The 17,108-nt window shown below is 66.7% G+C and carries 16 protein-coding genes; 9 read left to right on the top strand and 7 right to left on the bottom strand.

Annotated elements, in window-relative coordinates; translation table 11 throughout:
* The first annotated feature begins 703 nt into the window (after positions 1-703).
* The 7 genes from rpmH to CIHUM_RS10975 all read left to right on the top strand — a co-directional run bounded on the left by rpmH (position 704) and on the right by CIHUM_RS10975 (position 5,174).
* The gene (rpmH, locus tag CIHUM_RS11005; RefSeq protein WP_034996682.1) at positions 704-841 is read left to right on the top strand and encodes a 50S ribosomal protein L34; all 138 of its coding nucleotides are present in this window, start codon (positions 704-706) and stop codon (positions 839-841) included.
* Between the two features lie 13 nt (positions 842-854).
* A complete protein-coding gene (gene rnpA / locus CIHUM_RS11000; protein ID WP_034996680.1) occupies positions 855-1,211 on the top strand; it encodes a ribonuclease P protein component in 357 nt (118 codons plus the stop codon).
* On the top strand, positions 1,211-1,498 hold the full coding sequence (gene yidD / locus CIHUM_RS10995; protein ID WP_034996679.1) for a membrane protein insertion efficiency factor YidD: 288 nt from the start codon (positions 1,211-1,213) through the stop codon (positions 1,496-1,498). Before rnpA ends, yidD begins: the two co-directional genes overlap by 1 nt.
* 9 nt (positions 1,499-1,507) lie before the next feature.
* Positions 1,508-2,473 carry a membrane protein insertase YidC gene (yidC, locus tag CIHUM_RS10990; protein WP_034996677.1) on the top strand — a complete coding sequence of 322 codons (966 nt, stop codon included), beginning with the start codon at positions 1,508-1,510 and terminating at the stop codon, positions 2,471-2,473.
* Between the two features lie 79 nt (positions 2,474-2,552).
* Positions 2,553-3,185, top strand: a complete 633-nt coding sequence (rsmG, locus tag CIHUM_RS10985; RefSeq protein ID WP_034996676.1) for a 16S rRNA (guanine(527)-N(7))-methyltransferase RsmG — start codon at positions 2,553-2,555, stop codon at positions 3,183-3,185.
* The gene (locus tag CIHUM_RS10980; RefSeq protein ID WP_034996674.1) at positions 3,186-4,127 is read left to right on the top strand and encodes a ParA family protein; all 942 of its coding nucleotides are present in this window, start codon (positions 3,186-3,188) and stop codon (positions 4,125-4,127) included. It begins immediately after the preceding gene.
* A 3-nt stretch (positions 4,128-4,130) separates the two neighbouring features.
* Positions 4,131-5,174: a ParB/RepB/Spo0J family partition protein gene (locus tag CIHUM_RS10975; protein ID WP_034996673.1), complete on the top strand. Its 1,044-nt coding sequence runs from the start codon at positions 4,131-4,133 to the stop codon at positions 5,172-5,174.
* Here CIHUM_RS10975 and CIHUM_RS10970 read toward each other — a convergent pair.
* The 7 genes from CIHUM_RS10970 to CIHUM_RS10940 all read right to left on the bottom strand — a co-directional run bounded on the left by CIHUM_RS10970 (position 5,171) and on the right by CIHUM_RS10940 (position 14,998).
* Positions 5,171-6,349, bottom strand: coding sequence for an N-acetylmuramoyl-L-alanine amidase (locus CIHUM_RS10970; protein ID WP_034996671.1), 1,179 nt, complete (start codon positions 6,347-6,349; stop codon positions 5,171-5,173). The two genes, CIHUM_RS10975 and CIHUM_RS10970, sit on opposite strands and share 4 nt — an antisense overlap.
* 43 nt (positions 6,350-6,392) lie before the next feature.
* Positions 6,393-6,716, bottom strand: a complete 324-nt coding sequence (trxA, locus tag CIHUM_RS10965) for a thioredoxin (protein WP_034996669.1) — start codon at positions 6,714-6,716, stop codon at positions 6,393-6,395.
* Positions 6,717-6,726: 10 nt separating this feature from the next.
* A complete protein-coding gene (trxB, locus tag CIHUM_RS10960) occupies positions 6,727-7,728 on the bottom strand; it encodes a thioredoxin-disulfide reductase (protein ID WP_081634348.1) in 1,002 nt (333 codons plus the stop codon).
* Positions 7,729-7,739: 11 nt separating this feature from the next.
* A complete protein-coding gene (locus CIHUM_RS10955) occupies positions 7,740-8,303 on the bottom strand; it encodes a sigma-70 family RNA polymerase sigma factor (protein WP_034996666.1) in 564 nt (187 codons plus the stop codon).
* A gap of 73 nt (positions 8,304-8,376) precedes the next feature.
* Positions 8,377-11,688 carry a murein biosynthesis integral membrane protein MurJ gene (locus CIHUM_RS10950; protein WP_051106194.1) on the bottom strand — a complete coding sequence of 1,104 codons (3,312 nt, stop codon included), beginning with the start codon at positions 11,686-11,688 and terminating at the stop codon, positions 8,377-8,379.
* Entirely contained in the window at positions 11,685-14,105 is a 2,421-nt protein-coding gene (locus CIHUM_RS10945) for a DUF6049 family protein (RefSeq protein WP_051106192.1), read from the bottom strand. The genes CIHUM_RS10950 and CIHUM_RS10945 overlap by 4 nt, the downstream gene beginning before the upstream one ends.
* Positions 14,102-14,998 (bottom strand): NUDIX hydrolase, encoded by an 897-nt coding sequence (locus tag CIHUM_RS10940; protein WP_243427104.1) that lies wholly within the window; start codon positions 14,996-14,998, stop codon positions 14,102-14,104. Before CIHUM_RS10940 ends, CIHUM_RS10945 begins: the two co-directional genes overlap by 4 nt.
* Here CIHUM_RS10940 and CIHUM_RS10935 point away from each other — a divergent pair.
* Positions 14,966-16,387: a CCA tRNA nucleotidyltransferase gene (locus CIHUM_RS10935; RefSeq protein WP_034997715.1), complete on the top strand. Its 1,422-nt coding sequence runs from the start codon at positions 14,966-14,968 to the stop codon at positions 16,385-16,387. The two genes, CIHUM_RS10940 and CIHUM_RS10935, sit on opposite strands and share 33 nt — an antisense overlap.
* Positions 16,380-16,985 carry a YqgE/AlgH family protein gene (locus CIHUM_RS10930; protein WP_034996661.1) on the top strand — a complete coding sequence of 202 codons (606 nt, stop codon included), beginning with the start codon at positions 16,380-16,382 and terminating at the stop codon, positions 16,983-16,985. The genes CIHUM_RS10935 and CIHUM_RS10930 overlap by 8 nt, the downstream gene beginning before the upstream one ends.
* Positions 16,986-17,108 lie beyond the last annotated feature (123 nt).

The raw sequence follows: 17,108 nt of genomic DNA, 5'->3' as shown, positions 1-17,108 counted from the left end.
CTCTGCTCGCCCGCTCGGCGCGCTGTCACCTGCTGTTCCACAGAGTTATCCACAGGTGTGGATACTTTAGCAGCGCGGTTTGTCCACAGGGACTGCACGCCCTGTGGATAACTGGGTGCGAGGTTTTGTAACGCTCTGACCTGCTTAAACAACAAGTTCTGGGCGGAAGTCTCAACCCGTACTTCACAGTTATCCACAGGCCTGTGCATCCCCAGGCTGTGCGATTGTGGTGATTGCTTCATTGTTACCTGCTCCGACCTCGGACTGTCGAAACTTCGCCAAGGCGGGTTTTTGTGGATAACTCGTCGCGTCGAACAGCTGTCCACATACTCCCAGATCTCTCGCAGGGTGCGGGGAGGATTTCCCGCGCCACCTGCGAAAAAACACACCGTTGTAATTACGGGGGTACCCGATCGCCCCTGGAAAAAAGTGTGCGTGTTGATTTGGCCGAGGCGGACAAATTCGCGTAGTCTTAACCCCGTCTTTACGTCGGTTGTACCGGCGTACATCTGAGAGCACCGCCCCCGCCGGGCACCGGGCCGCTTGATCCAAGGCGAGCTGGCGAAGGCGCTGCACGCGAACTGCGCTCCGACTTCGGAGCCGAACCGCAATCTCAACGCAACGTTTCACATTTGGAACGGCCACTTCCCCGGGAGGCTTTTGACGAGCCGTCGGCTGTTCATGACCGCACAAGGAGTCCACCGTGTCTAAGCGGACTTTCCAGCCGAACAACCGTCGTCGCGCACGCAAGCACGGCTTCCGTGCCCGCATGCAGACCCGCGCCGGCCGCGCCATCGTTTCCGCGCGCCGCAAGAAGGGCCGCGCAAAGCTGACGGCATAGTTTTAACCCGCGCGTGTTACCCCGCCCGCACAAACTTTCTTCCTCCGCAGACTTCAAAACTGCGATGAGGAAGGGTGTGCGCGCGGGGTCTCGCACGTTAATGGTGCATATGCACCAGCGCGGCGACGTAGTCATCCAGGGAGGGCCACGCTTCGGCCTGGTGGTGTCCAAGCAGGTGGGCAATGCGGTGACGCGCCACGCCGTGTCGCGGAAGTTGCGGAATGTGGTGCTGCAGCGGGAGCTCGTCGATAAGCTTGGGCGCTCCTGCGATGTTGTGATTCGCGCCCTGCCGCCCGCCGCTGCCGCAACTAGCGACGAGCTCGCGCGCGATCTTGAAAAAGCGCTGGACAAAGCGCAAAAGAAACGATAATGGCCTACTTCAACTTCGCCGGCGGCGAAATCCCCGCCGCGAGGGGGCCTGTGGCGAAACTGCTGGTGGGGCTGATTCGCGGTTACCAAAAGTACATCTCACCCCTTAAGATGGGCGGGACGTGCCGTTTTATGCCAGTATGCAGTGCGTATGCGCTCGAAGCCGTGTCACGCCACGGGACGGTGCGCGGCGGCGCAATGGCCGCGGCCAGGCTGTGTAAATGCGGGCCCTGGCACCCCGGCGGCTACGACCCGGTGCCGGGCAGCATTGAAATGAGTGAGGAGTAACACCGAAACGTGCTGAATTTCATTTATTCGCCGATTTCCTGGGTGCTGAGGTTCTGGCACGAGGTTCTCGGCTTTGTCATTTCCAAGGATTCGGGCATCTCCTGGATCCTGGCCATCGTCCTGCTGACCTGCACGGTGCGCCTGCTGCTGCTGAAGCCGATGGTCAACCAGATGCGCTCCATGCGCAAAATGCAGGAGATGCAGCCGCGGATGCAGGAGATCCGCGAGAAATACAACGGCGACCAGCAGAAGATCGCCGAGGAGACGCAGAAACTCTACCGCGAAAACGGCACGAACCCGCTGTCGTCCTGCATCGTGCCGATTGTGCAGCTGCCCATCTTCATCGGCCTGCTGCACGTGCTGCGCTCCTTTAACCGCACCAGTGAGCTGGGAATGTCTGTGGAGGAAAACCGCTCCACCGCCAACTACGCCTTCCCGGCTGAAGACGTGCAGTCCTTCCTGGACGCGGACTTCTTCGGCGTGCCGCTGTCTGCGTACATGTCCATGCCGCAGGAAGCCTACGCCGCGTTCAGCAACGTGGACCTGACCCGCGCGCAGATCATCGCTGTGTGCCTGCCGCTGGTTGTGCTGTGTGCGGCGTTTACGCACCTCAACGCACGCATCATGGTCAAGCGCCAGGAGGCCCGCAAGGCCGCCGGCAAGGGCCCGAAGCCGCAGGGCGAGATGGCCGAGATGATGCAGAGCCAGATGGGCTTGATGAACAAGATGATGATGTGGTTCTTCCCCGTCATGATTCTTGCCACCGGCGTGATCTGGCACATCGGCCTGCTGTTCTACATGCTCACCAACAACGTTTGGACGTTCTTCCAGTCCATGTGGCTGAACAACAAGATGGACAAAGAAGAGGCCGCCGAGGAGGCGCGCAAGGTGGAGCTCAAGCGCACCACCGCCCCCGCCCCGGGCGCGCGCACCAAGGACCGCCGCACGAAGAAGCAGCGGAAGCAAGGTAACTAGCACTAGCTTATCGACGTGTAGTCCCGGCCCTTTGTGGCCGGGACTTTTTCATGTCGGCGGGCCGACTACAGTGTTGTGCATGTCGGATACCTCTCCTGCAGCCGCAGCCCAAGTCTTCGGAGAACGCCTCGGATTGGCCGAGGCATACCACCGCTCGCTGGCCACCACGGCCGCCGAGCGCGGCTTTATCGGGCCGAAAGAGCTGGACCGCTTGTGGGAGCGCCACATCCTCAACTGCGCGGTAATCGCGGAGGCGTTCGAACCCGGGCGGAAGGTTGCGGACATCGGCTCCGGTGCGGGCCTTCCCGGCATCCCGCTGGCGATTGCACGGCCGGATCTTTCCATCACGCTGATCGAGCCGCTGCTGAAGCGCTCCACCTACCTCAAAGAGGTCGTCTCCGAGCTGGGCCTGGACAACGTGACTGTGGTGCGTGGGCGCGCTGAGGAGCAGGCGAAGGCGGAGTTCGACGCCGTCACATCCCGCGCCGTCGCCCCGCTGGGTAAGCTCGCCGGGTGGTCCATTCCGTTGCTGCAGGGCGGCGGGTACATGATTGCGATGAAGGGCGAATCCGTGGCCGAGGAACTCGAGCGCGACGCAAAGGCCATTGCGAAGGCCGGCGGCGGCGAGGCGGAGATCTTTACCGTGGGCAGATCCGTGCTGGAGCAGCCCACCACGTTGATTCGTATCCAGCGCAGAAAGAAGGGGGCGTAGATGGAAAACTACGACGAGACTCCTGTGATGGAGGCGGCGATGCGGGCGGCGCGTGTGACGTCGAGAAGCGAAACGCTCCCGAAGCCGGACCAGCCGCGCGTGATCACCGTGGCCAACCAGAAGGGCGGCGTGGGCAAGACCACCACCAGCGTGAACCTGGCGGCCGGGCTGAGCAAGCAGGGCCTGAAGGTGCTGGTGATCGACCTGGACCCGCAGGGCAACGCGTCGACCGCGCTCGGTGCGGAGCACACCTCCGGCATCACGTCGAGCTACGAGTTGCTCATCGGCGAGGCCGAGGCCTCCGACGCTGTGCAGCCGCACCCGGAAAATCCGAACCTGTTTTGCATCCCCGCCACGATCGACCTGGCCGGCGCGGAGATTGAACTGGTGTCAATGGTGCGGCGCGAATACCGCCTGCACGACCAGATCCGCCGCGGATTCTTGGACGAGCACGGCTTCGATTACGTGTTCATTGACTGCCCGCCGTCGCTTGGGCTGCTCACTATCAACGCGATGACCGCGGTGGACGAGGTGCTCATCCCCATCCAGTGCGAGTACTACGCGCTCGAGGGCGTGGGCCAGCTTTTGAGCAACATCGGCATGATCCGCGAGCACCTGAACCACAACCTGCACATCTCCGGGATCCTGCTGACGATGTACGACGCCCGCACCCGCCTTGCCGCCGACGTGGCTGACGAGGTGCGCGGCCAGTTCGGCCAAGTGGTGCTGAACAACGTCATCCCCCGCTCCGTGAAGGTCTCCGAGGCGCCCGGCTACGGCCAGACCGTCATCGATTACGACCCCGGCTCCCGCGGTGCGCTGGCCTACTTCGACGCGGCGAAGGAGCTGGCTACCCGCGGCGACTACCAGCCCCACCCCACTACCGGCCCGATCGGCGTGAGCCCCGAGGTCTACAACCAGCTCGACTCTGAGGAGGACTAATCAATGGCAGAACGCAAGGGCGGCCTCGGCCGCGGACTGGCGGCGCTGATCCCGTCGACGCCGTCGGACATCGACAAAAACGGCAAGACCCCGGGCATCGGCGGGGGCGCCTCCGACGTGATCTTTGGCAAAGAAGCTCCCAAGCCTGACGACGCACCAAAGGGTGCCCCCAAAAAGAAAGTCCACGGCGCCCCGACAGTGTCTGCCAAGCGCGACAAGGTGATCCAGCCCGTGCCGGTGGGCGCGCGCTACCAGGAGATCCCGGTCGGCCAGATCATCCCCAACCCGAAGCAGCCGCGCCAGGTCTTCGACGAGGACGAGCTGGCCGAGCTGGTCCACTCCATCCGCGAGTTCGGCCTGCTCCAGCCCATCGTTGTGCGCGACACGCCCGAGGGTTTTGAGCTGATCATGGGCGAACGTCGCTGGCGCGCCGCCTCCAAGGCCGGCCTGAAGCACATCCCGGCGATCGTGCGTGAAACCTCCGACGAGGACATGCTGCGCGACGCGCTTTTGGAAAACATCCACCGCGTCCAGCTCAACCCGCTCGAAGAGGCGGCCGCCTACCAGCAGCTTCTCGACGAGTTCGGCGTGACCCAGGAGCAGCTCGCGGACCGTTTGGGCCGCTCGCGCCCCGTGATCACCAACGCGATCCGCCTGCTCAACCTGCCCGTGGGCGTGCAGCGCCGCGTCGCCGCCGGCGTGCTTTCCGCAGGCCACGCGCGTGCGCTGTTGGGCATCAAGATTGGCGACAACTCCGCTGACGCCCAGGCCCAACTCGCTGACCGTATCGTCGCCGAGGGGTTGTCCGTCCGCGCCACGGAAGAGGCCGTGTCCCTGATCAACGCAGGCGGCAAGGTGCCGGACAAGCCGAAGCGTCAGCCCGCCCCGCAGCCGGAGTACCTCACCCGCGCCGCCGACTCACTGGCTGACATCTGGGACACCAAGGTGTCGGTGACCATGGGCAAGCGCAAGGGCAAAATCGTGGTCGAGTTCGGCGACAAGGACGACTTCGAGCGCATCATGGGGCTCATCCAGGGCACCGACTAGGCGTGCTTTTCCTCCCGCAGCAGCTCCTTGAAGGAGTAGGTGCCGGTGGGCCGGTTGTCGTGGTCGAGTAGGTAGAGGCGCTTCACGGCCACCACGACGGCTTCGGCGATGGCGTCGCGCTCGTTTGGGTCGGTGAGGATGGCCAGGTCCCCCGGGTTGGTGAGGTAGCCGGCCACAAGTTCCACCGACGGCATCCGGGTCATGCGCAGCATCTCCCAGGTGCGGGCGTGGTTACGGCAGTTCTGTAGCTGAGTGCGGGCGGCGACCTCACGCTGGATGTAGCCCGAGAGCGTCTCCCCGGTTAACGAGGAGCTGCCCTTCTCGGAGCCGAAATAGAACGTGGCCACGCCGTTGGCTTTCTCATTCGGGTAGGAGTCCAGGCGCAGCGAAATGACCAGGTCCGCCTTGAACCCGTTGGCCAGGTCGGCGCGCTGCTTGTTGGAGGGGTTGTCGCCGCGCGGGCGCGACAGGATGGTCTCCATGCCGGCGGCAACCATGCGCCCCTCAATGCGCTGGGCCAAATCCCACAGGATTTCTTCTTCTGTGATGGGGCCGTACGGGCCGTCCACCACCAGGCCGCGGTCGGTGCCGCCCAGGTCCGGGTCGATGACCACGCGCTTGCCGGTCAGGTTCGGGCCGGCCTGGCGCACGGTTTCGCGCTCGCGGATGGCCTGGGCGGACCCGCCGGTGATGCGCCGGCCCAGAAGCGACAGGGCGCGCAGCGTGTCGGGGCCGCACACGCCGTCGTCTTCCAGCCCGGAGTTGAGCTGGTAGTTCATCAGCGACTCGTAGGTGTGCGGACCGAAGCGGCCGTCTATCCGGTGCGGGTAGAAGCCCAGCTCGTGGAGCTGGGATTGCAGCTGCCGGACATCGTCGCCGACCATTTCCTGGCCGGGCTGGTAGCTCAGCACGCGCGCGCCGAGGGTGTAGGACGCTTCGCGCAGTTCCCGCAGCGTCGCCGAGTCGATGGTCCCGGTGGGAACGATGCCGCGGGATTGTTGGAAGGCTTTGACGGCTTCGCACAGCGTGTCGTCGTAAAGCATCTCGGCTTCGGTGAAGCGGCGGGTGGAGTCGATCTCGCCCTCGTAGCCGTCTAGCAGGCCCAGGCGGGCTAAGGACATCCGGACCTCGGCGACCCGTGTGCTGGAGTCGCCAACGCGCAAAATGTCTTGCATGCGGGCCTTTCTATTCGGATGGACAGAGTCAGTCTACGCGCCGCTAGAGCTGCGCCTGAATCTTGGAAACGATCTCGGACTTGGGGCGCACACCCACGAACTCGTCGACCTTTTTGCCGTCCTTGAACAGCAGGACGGCGGGGATGGACATGACTTGGAACATGGCGCCGAGCGCGCGCTCGTTGTCCACGTTGACCTTCGCCACCTTGACTTGGCCGGCCATTTCCTGTGCGACTTCGTCCAGCAGCGGGGAGAGTTTGCGGCACGGGCCGCACCACTCCGCCCAGAAGTCCACGAGCACCGGGGTGTCCGCCTCGATGACCTCGTTTTTGAAGGTTGCTTGGGTCACATCAACTGGTGCGTTCATGCGCGCTAGTCTACAGCGCCGCCAGGTAGTGCTGTGCGTCCAGCGCGGCGCGGCAGCCGGCGCCGGCGGCGGTGATGGCCTGGCGGTAGGTTTTGTCCACCAGGTCGCCGCACGCGAACACGCCTGCAACGCTCGTGCTTGTCGACGGCTCCGCTACCTCGACGTAACCACCCTCGTCCACGGCCACCTGGCCGGCCAGGAATCCGGAGCGCGGGTCGTGGCCGATGGCGACGAACAGCGCGGTGGCATCCAGCACGCTTTCTGCGCCGGTGACGGTGTTGCGGATGTTCAGCCCGCCGACCTTGCCGTCCGCTTCCACCACGGAGTCGACGACGGTGTTGGTGAGGATCTCGATCTTGTCGTTTTCGCGTGCGCGCTCGAGCATGATCTTGGAGGCGCGGAAGTTCTCCGAGCGGTGGATCAGCGTGACCTTGGAGCCGAACTTGGTCAGGAAGGTGGCCTCCTCCATGGCGGAGTCGCCGCCGCCGACGACGGCGATGTGCTGGTCTTTGAAGAAGAAGCCGTCGCAGGTGGCGCAGGTGGACACGCCGCGGCCGGTCAGCTCCGCCTCGCCCGGAATGCCCAGGTGGCGCGGCGCGGCGCCGGTGGCGAGGATGACGGCGCGGGCCTGGTAGACCTCGTCGTCCACGACGACCTTTTTGATGTCGCCGGAAAAGTCCACGGAGTCCACCAGCTCCTGGCGCAGGTCCGCGCCGAACTTTTCGGCCTGGGCGCGCATGTTCGCCATGAGATCCGGGCCCATGATGCCGTCTTCGAAGCCGGGGAAGTTCTCCACCTCGGTGGTGTTCATCAGTTCGCCGCCGTACTCGTAGCCCTCGAAGACGAGCGGTTTCAGCTCCGCGCGGGCGGCGTAGAGGGCGGCGGTGTAGCCGGAGGGGCCGGAGCCGACGATGATCAGGTCGTGCACCTCGTCGGTGCCGGTGGTGGCGGCTGCGGGCGCCGGTGCCGCATCGGTTTGCGGGGTGACAAAGTTGAAGCCGGGGGAAGTCATGGTTGCAGATCTTAGCGCGCCGGCGCCGCCTCCCCTATCGCCGCTGCGACGGCCTCGCGCGCCCGGTAGCGGCGCGACTTCACGGTGCCGGGTTGCACCCCGAGTTCCGCGGCGGCGTCGCCGACGCTCATGCCCGCGACGTCGATGAGCCACAGCGCTTTGCGCTGCGCCTGCGGCAACACCGCCAGGGCCTGCCGCATGGCCATGGTGCGCTCCATGTTCTCCATGGGGTTGTAGGCGAGGTATTTGTTCGCGTCGATGTCGACCGAGTCGTTGTCGTCCAGGCTGCACTGGGCGCCGGAGCGGCCGTCTTTGCGCTGGTGGTCTATTGCCGCGTTGATGGTCATGCGGTGCAGCCACGTGGACAGCTTCGCTTCCCCGCGGTAGGTGTGCATGCTGCGCGCCGCCTTGAACAGGGCGTCTTGGACGATGTCTTGGGCGTCCTGCTCGTTGCGCGCGAAGTTGCGGGCGGCGAAGTACATGCGTTTGCGGTGGCGCCGCACAATGAGCGCGAAGGCCTGCCGGTCCCCTGTCAGGTAGTTCGCCACCAGCTGCCGGTCGTTGATGTAGTCCATTTTCCCCCCAAAAATTCAGTTGCCCCCACTATGCCCCGGCCCTAGACCCCCTGCCTAGGGCCGGGTGCGCATTTCAGTGGACAACCTCGTGGCCGACCAGCGAGAGGTTCTTCACATCCGTCTCGCCGTCCACCTTCAGCACCACGCGTAACAGTGGTTCGTTGGTTTCCACGTCGGCGCTGATCTGGCCGCCCCGCAACTTGCCCTCCGCGATCACGGGCGGGTGCGCGGTCTCCTGCTCTGCCGGCACGCCGTACAGGGTGTAGTTGGCGGTGCCGGAGGCGTCAATAAGCACCTGCTCAAGCGTGAACGCCGAGCCATCCTCAGGGGTGAACTGCACGGAGCTGTCATCTAAGACCTCCATGTTCAGCGGGCCGATGACCACCGGCATGCCCGGGGCGCGTGTGGTGGTTGTGGGCGCGGCCGACGGACGGTCCACCACGTTTTCGCCGGAGACGAAGTCCACCAGGTACGTGGTGAGCACGCCCACCAGCACCGCGGCGATGACCGCGGCGAAGGTGAGCAGCCCGATGGTCACCGGGCCCATGGTGCGGCCGCCGAAGCCGCCGCGCAGCTCGTCCGGGTCCTCCACGTGCTCGGCCACCGGCTCGACCGGCTCGTAGATCTCCACCACCGGGATCTCGTCCGTCGGCGCGTCCTCGTTGGGCACCGGCAGGTTCGCCGCCTCGTACAGGGCGCGCTCGATGTCGCGGAAGGCGGCCTGGTCCACCGCGTCCGCGTCCACGAGCGCGCGGGTGCGGGCGGTGACATCGTCCAGGTCGTCGGAGCTGACGTTGCTGGTCAGCAGCGTCAGTGCGGAGGCGAAGGACTCCGCGTCGGTTGCCGGGGTGGCGTCCGGCAGCACCACCGGGAACGCCAGGCGCACGTGGCCTTCGTGGTCGATGCGCAGCTGCTGGCGGTTGTCTAGCCCCAGCGGCACGTCCGCCTCGTGCGCCGCCGCCATGGCACCGGCCAGCGGTGCCAGCGCGTTGGCCACGGCCTCGGTGTGCAGTGTCTGGCCGGACTCCGCCACGGCCTTGACCGAGGAGCCCTCCACCCAGTCCGCCACCACGAGGGCGCCGGAACGGTACGACAGGATTTCAATTTTCTCGGCCACCGCGGGCAGGTGCAGCTTGGCCATCTTGCGGGTGCGACGCGCAACGCCGGCGGCCTTCAGCGCTGCCTCACGCGGGGTGGCCGGGGCCATCGGGGCGGCACCGGTGGTGTCCACGAACGAAAGCGCCACATCGCGGCCGGTGGCCACTTCCCTCGCCTGCCAGAAGCGCGCGCCGGTGGTGGCGCCGTGGTCGCGGATCAGGCGGAAGCGCCCGTCGGACACGCTGGCACCCGGCACCAGGCGCGGCCCGCGGACCACACCGGCTGACATCGGCGGCGGCACCGGGGAGGCGTTGAAGGTGTCGGACGCGAGGAATTGGTTGGACACATCCCGCGGGTCCGTCTCGCCCACCTCGAGCGCGCGGTCCTCGTCCGGGCGGATGAAGCGCCCCAGCACCGGGACACGTTGCAGCGCGCGGCCCAGGTTCTGCACCTCGGGCAGCCTGGAGCGCGACAGCACCAGGCCGGTGACCACCAGAAACAGCAGGCCGAGCAGGCCCACCTCGATAAGGTTGCCCAGGCTGGGGGCACCGATGAGGCGCCCGAGGGCCTGGGGCAAGTGCAGATCGGCGACGTCGCGAAGCAGCCAGCGCACACCGAAGATCACCGCAACACCCACGAGTGCCGCGGCCACCGCCCAGAGGGAGGTGCGTAGCACGTCGCTGGAGCGCAGGGTGCCCAACTTGCGGCGCAGCAGCAGCGCGCCGATGAGCGCGCCGGCGACGAAGCCGAAGCCGTTCGCCGCACCGAGCAGCACCACCACGTGGCTGGGGTCCTGTGCGATGTACGGCGCGAGCGCGGACAGCAGGATCTTCGTGCCGGTGATGCCGGCGATGATGAACGTGGGCGTCCACGCCTCTTCGCGCGCGTAGAACACGCGCAGGTGCAGCATCACCAGCGCGTACGGGATCAGGGTGAACGAGGACGCGGAGATGGTCAGGCCGAGCAGGTGCGCGGCCTGGGGGCTGAACGAGCCGTAGGCGAACAGGGCGTGGGCGATGTCGGGGCCCAGCGCCGTCATGAAGATGATGATGGGGATCAGCGCGATGAACGTCAGCTTCGTGCCCATGGTCAGGTCCGCCACCACGGCTGCGTCGTCGCCGTCCGCGGCGTTGCGGGACATGCGCGGCATGATCGCGGTCAGCAGGGTGACGCCGATGATGCCGTACGGCATTTGCAGCAACATCCAGTGCTGCTGGTAGATAAATTGCGCCGCCGCGTCCGCGTCAAACGCGATGCGCGAGGTGATGACGTAGCCGAACTGGCTAATGGCCACGTAGGTGACAATCGCCAGCGCCATGCCGCCGAACTGCTTGAGGCGCTCGTCAATGCCCCACAGCGGGCGTAAATCGATGCCCAGCTTGCGCAGCGCGGGCAGCATGATCAGGCACTGCACCACCACGCCGGCCGTGGTGCCAAGGCCCAGCAGGAGCACGTGGGGATTGCTTATCGACGTCGGCGCCGCCGGGTTCAGCCGCCCCGGCAGCGCCATGTACGCCACGAGCACGGCAATGGAGACGACGTTGTTGGCCACCGGGGCCCAGGCGCCCGGGCGGAAGTGCTCCTTCGTGTTCAAAATTGCCATGAACAGGGAGAACATGCCGTAGAAGAAGATCTGCGGCAGCACCAAATACGCGAACGAGGTGGTTTGGACGAGGTTGCCCAGGGAGTCCTCGTCCATCATCATCCGGCTCAGCAGCGGCGCGGCCGCCACGGCGGCGACGGTGACCACCGTCATCAGCGTCAGGGTCAGCGTGAACAGGCGGCGGATAAACGCCGCGCCGTGGTCTGCATCCTCTTTCTCCGCGCGCACCAGCACCGGCACCACCAGCGCGGTGAGCACGGAGCCGAGCACGATCTCCGTGATCAGGTTGGGCAGGGTGTTGGCGGTGTTGAAGGACGCCGCCACCACCTCGCCGAGCGCCGCGCCGATGAGCACGGTGCGGATGAACCCGGTGATGCGCGAGATCAGGGTGGCCACGGCCATGGAGCCGGTGGCGCGCACGACCTTCTCCCCGCCCTTGGCGGTGGGCTCCTCTTCGCTGGCCTGGGGTTCGGCGACAGCGACAGTGCCTGCTGTGCCCGCGGCTACGGTGTCGGCGGTCTGCGGCGGGGCGATGGTCTCACCCTTGGGGCTGGTGGTCAGCAGCGACTTATCCGGCGCGCCGTCCTCGAGCTCCTCGCGCGCCGGTTTGGTTTCGCGCGGCGCCGGTACCGGCGCTGGCGGCGCTGGCGTGACAATGCGCCGGCGCAGTCCCTGTTCCGTCACTTGGTTCTCCGATTCTTAGGTCTGCTGGCTTTTGGTTTTTGTTCGCCGTCTGCGGGCGGGCTGCCCCGCGCGCCGCGCAACGCGATGACCACCAGCAGCCCGGCCAGCACCAGCGCGGCGATGGCGAGCCAGCGGCCCACCGTGATCCGCGTGGTGCGCACGGAGATGTCCACGGGCTGTGAGATCGGCTGCCCGTTCGCGCTTGCCAGGTACAGATTCAGGTCCGTGCCGCGGGAGCTTTCCGGCAGGTCCGCGGTCATCTGCACCGTGACAGACCCGCGGGCCGGGATGCGCAGCACCCCGGGCACGTGCAGGCGGGCGTCCGCAGGCCCGGAGAAGTTGATGGAGGTCTCCACCGGCAGCGGCAACCCGTTGCGGGCCACGATGAGCAGCGGGCTGGAATTGGAGGTGCGCGTGTAGACGTTCCCGGGCGGGATCAGGTCCACCGCCGAGCGCAGGTCTCCCAGCGCGGCGCGGGAGGCGCCGAGGCGCTCGCTAGTGGCCGCCGCCGCGTCGCTGTAGCGCGACATTGCGCGGCGCTGCCCGATGGACAGCGCCTGCAGCAGGTCCCGGCGCAGCGGCAGGGTGAACCCGTAGCGGGTCAGCGCAATGCCGGTGTCGGGCACCATCAGCCCGGTCAGGTCGTTGATGAACCCGGCCTGCTTGGTCACCTGCAGCACCTCCGCGTCGGTGAACGCGGTGGGGTCCGTGTGCTGCTCCGGCTCACCCGCCGGCTGAACATCAGCTGGAGCGTCCAGGTAGGTGCCAAACGCCATGGGGTGCGCGCCCGCGCCGGTGACTAGCTCGGCCACGGTGCCCAGCACGGCGGCGGCGGTGTCCGCGTCCCAGTTCACCGGCGGGGCGACCAGGACCGGCTCCGGCTGCTCCCCGGAGTCTCCCGCCACCCAGGCGGACTGGGCGGCCAGCCGCACCGCGGCGGCGGCGTTGGTGTCGCGGGCGGCCTTGGAGTCCACGGCGTAGTTGTAGCGCAGGTTCTGCTGGGAAAAACCGGTGGTTTCGGGGTCCACGCCGGTGGCGGCCAGCACGGTGGCCAGGGAGGACTGGTAGCCCACCGTCAACACTCCCGGCGCGATCCAGCCGTAGTCCCTGCCTTCAGCGGCGGCCAGCACGCGCACTGGTTGCTGCGGTGCGGGTGCGGCCGACCTGGCGAGATCCGCCAGGTCCGCGCGCTCCAGGGCGCTTTCAGACCCGTCGTGTTCTTCCTGTACCTCGGCCGCTTCGGCGCGTTCCCACGCGGCCTGCATGCCTTCGTCCATGACGGTGGAGCGCGAATGGTCCGCCCATCCCAGCGCCGGCGCGGTGCCGTTTTCGACGTAGCCTGCGCCGGTGACCACGGTGTTGAGGGTGCCGGCGGTACCCAGTACGCGCTGCAGCACGAACGGCCCGCGCTCCACCGCCTCGCGCATGAGCCACGTGTCGCCGGTGCGCGCCACGGCGTTCAAGTCCGCGTTCGCCCACGGCAGCGACACCACGCAGCCGGTGGCGGCGATGTGGCGCACCTTGTCCAGCCACACCTTCGCGTCGTCTACGCCGACGCCGGGTTCGCCGTCGGGGTCGCCCTCGCCTCCCCAGGAGTCGCGCAGACGCTTCGGTTCCTCCACCACGGCGGGGCGCTCGTCGTCGACGGTGTAGCCGTGTTGCATGCGCTCCACGGTGTCGATCAGCGCCGGGTCCAGCGCGACGCAGGTGGCGTAACCAACTTCCGGTGTCTGGGCCGCCTCGATGTACTGGTCCACCAGTTTGCTCAGCCGCCCCTCGGGCGCGAGTTGGCCGGCCAGCGAGTCGTTCGCCAGCACCAGCGGCTGCGTCTCGGGTGCCTCGCCGGTCTCGCCGGGCAGGATGTCCACGTCCGCGGTCACCGGGTAGAGCGCGGTCAGCTCCGCGGCCCGGATGTTGTCCCGGACGCCCTTGACGCCCATGTGGAAGCGGTCGGTGTCGAGGGGGGCACCGGAGGCGTCGAGAAGCTGCAGCATGATTGGGTACGTGCCCACATCCGGCAGGTCGAGGCCCAGGTCCATCTCGATCTCCAGCGAGTCGCCGGGGGCCAAATGCTTTTCGACGTCACGCGCGTCCCCCACCACCGAATACTCCTGCGGGCCGGCGATGGTTGCGTAGCGCTGCTCCATCACGGAGGCCACCGCCGAAGCTCGGCGCGGAACCACGCTGAAGCCCTCGAGCGTGTCCTCGGAGTGGTTGGTCACGCGAAGTTTCACGTGAAACGGATCGTGGGCGGAGATGGCGTGCGGGGCCTCCACGACCTCCACACTCGCCTGCTCGCCTTCGGACGGGCGCACGGTCAGGTTCGCCCAGTGCTCCGTCACTTCCGGGCTGTCCGGCGCCAGCGGCACGGCGGGGGCGGCGAGCACGACGGCAGCCAGCGCGGCGTACCGGTTCATCGCGGAGTTGCCCTTCCGGCCTTCTTTTCCTTTCTGGCCAAGTCCGGCATCCGGTCGTAGGCGATGCGCGCGAGCTTGCGCTCATCGGCGTACGCGAGGTGCTCCATCAAATCGCTCATGGGCACCCACGCCACCTCGGTGACCTCTGGGTCCTCGTCGTTGAACACGCCGTCGACGTAGCGCAGCAGGTTGTGGTGCACCGTCTTGTGAATGCGCACGCCGTCGGAGACGAACCAGTAGTCGATTGTGCCCAGGGTGTCGAAGGCCTCTCCGGTGATGCCGGTTTCCTCCCACACCTCGCGCTCGGCGGTGACCCACTGGTGCTCGCCGTTTTCCACGTGGCCTTTCGGCATGGACCACAACAGCCGCCCGCGGCGGTCCAAGCGGCCGATGAGCGCGACGTAGATGCGGCTCATGTCCACCTTGCCGTCTTTGCCCACGGCCTCGGCCATGCCGGAGACCACCAGGCCGCCGGCGGAGGTCTCGTCGCGCGTCTCTATCGACGAATCGTGCTGCTGGTACTTCGACCTCCGACGATTGTGCTGCTTGCGCCCGCCGCGGGAGTTCTTTCCGCGGCGGTTATTCCGCTTCCGCTTCGGTTTGTCTCCCGGCTGCTGTTGCTGCTCGGCGGGTTTGCCCCCGCGCCGGCGCCGCGGCCGGCGCTTACCGCCGCCGGAGCCCCCCTTGCCGTTAGAGGGCCCCGGTACCGGGCGCTGGTTGTCACTCATTCGTGTCATGGTATCGGTCTTTCGGCCGGTTGTGGTACTTCCCGCGCGGGGGTGGCGGGTATCGTGTCCCGGGTGACGCAGAAGCTCTTCGATATGCCAGACCCGACCGACCCTTTGGCCGCCCCTGCGCTGATGGCGAGGGCGCAGGATGTCGTGGCCAAGCATGCTGCTCTGCTTGAGCCCCTCGCGCAACTGTTTTCCGACCGCGGCGAGACCTTATATATGGTCGGCGGCTCGGTGCGCGACGCGATGCTCGACCGCGGGGTGCACGACCTCGACTTCACCACCTCCGCACGCCCCGAGGTGATCCAGGAGATCCTGGACGAGTGGGGCGAGAAGGTGTGGGACACCGGCATCGAGTTCGGCACCGTCTCCGCCATCCGCCACGGCGAAACCGTGGAAATCACCACCTTCCGCTCCGACCTCTACGACGGCGTGACCCGCAACCCCGAAGTCACCTTCGGCGACACGCTCGAGGGCGACCTGGTCCGCCGCGACTTCGCCTGCAATGCGATGGCCATTGAGCTTTCACTTAACGACGAGCTGCGCCTCTCCCCCACCTTCCACGACCCCGTCGACGGACTCGCGGACCTCGTGCAGCAGGTGCTGGACACCCCGCAGGAGCCCGAGGTGTCGTTTAGGGACGACCCGCTGCGCATGCTGCGCGCGGCCCGCTTCGTCTCCCAGCTGGGCTTCAGCGTGGCCGACCGGGTGTTCGACGCGATGTGCGACATGGCCTCGGAGATCGAGCGGATCACCGCCGAGCGCGTACAGGCTGAGCTGGACAAACTCATGCTCGGCGCGCGTCCCTGGGAGGGCATCGACCTGCTGGTGTCCACCGGTCTGGCTTCGTATATTTTGCCCGAGATTCCCGCGCTGCAGCTGGAGACCGACGAGCACATGCAGCACAAGGACGTCTACCGCCACTCGCTGACCGTGCTGCGCCAGGCCACCGAACTCGAGGACGAAGGCCCGGACCTGAAGCTGCGCTGGGCGGCGCTGATGCACGACATCGGCAAACCCGCCACCCGCGCGCCCAAGGAGGGCGGCGGCGTGACCTTCCACCACCACGAGGTGGTCGGCGCGAAGATGACCCGCAAGCGCTTGAAGGCCCTGAAGTACCCGAAGCACGTCATCACCGATGTGGGCCAACTCGTGTTCCTGCACATGCGCTTCCACGGTTTCGGCGAGGGCCAGTGGACCGACTCCGCAGTGCGCCGCTACGTCACCGACGCCGGCGAACTACTGCCCAAGCTGCACAAACTCGTGCGCGCCGACTCCACCACCCGCAACGCAAAGAAGGCCGCGCGCCTACAGCGCACCTACGACCACCTGGAGGAGCGCATCGCCGACATCGCCGCCAAGGAGGACCTCGCGCGCGTGCGCCCGGACCTGGACGGCAACGAGATCATGCAGATCCTGGGCCTCAAACCCGGCCCGGAGGTGGGCAAGGCGTGGAAGTATCTCAAGGAGCTGCGCTTGGAGCGCGGCGAACTTGAGCACGACGAAGCCGTCGCCGAGCTGAAAGCCTGGTGGGAGAAGGAAAATGCCTGAGTATTTTTACGCAGACCGCCTGTTCAACGCATTGGAGCGGGTGGATCCGGAGCCGGGCATGCTGCTCGTTTCCGCGCCCGGCATGTTCTCGCCTGAGTTCGCCCGCACTGTGTTGCTCGTGCTGGAGCACGACACGGACCACACCCTCGGCGTGGTGCTGAACCGCCGCAGCGAGGTCGCCGTCGCCAACGTGATGGACGCGGGCTGGGCCGAACTCGCCGCCAAGCCGCAGGCCGTGCACATCGGTGGGCCGGTGGGTGCGGAATCCGCCGTGGGCTTGGGCGTGACGACGGCCGGCGCGCCCGAGCACCCCTACCTCAACCGCCTGGCCAACCGCCTCGTCCTCGTGGACCTGAACGCCTCTCCCCTCGAGGTCGGCGATTTCCTCGACGGCATCCGTATCTTCGCCGGCTACGCCGAGTGGGCGCCGGGCCAGCTTGACGACGAGATCCTGCGCGGTGACTGGTTTGTCACCCCCGCCCTGCCCTCCGACGTCGTCGCTCCCGCGGGTGCGGATCTGTGGGGAGACGTGATGCGTCGGCAAGCAATGCCTTTGCCCCTGTTCGCCACCTTCCCCGCGAACCTCGAGGACAACTAGTTTCACGTGAAACATCGGCGGCGATTGTCTAGCAGGAATAAATTTCGCGGTTCTCGAGACAGGCGACCGTGGTCGTGTCTAATAGATGGTAGCCAGGTAATTCACAGCTGGCCCGAACCTATC

It is taken from the genome of Corynebacterium ihumii (genome assembly GCF_028609825.1).
In the GTDB taxonomy this organism is placed as follows: Bacteria; Actinomycetota; Actinomycetes; order Mycobacteriales; family Mycobacteriaceae; genus Corynebacterium; species Corynebacterium afermentans.
Note: the sequence above shows the minus strand (reverse complement) of the source record. Positions and strands in the feature narration are given on the sequence as shown.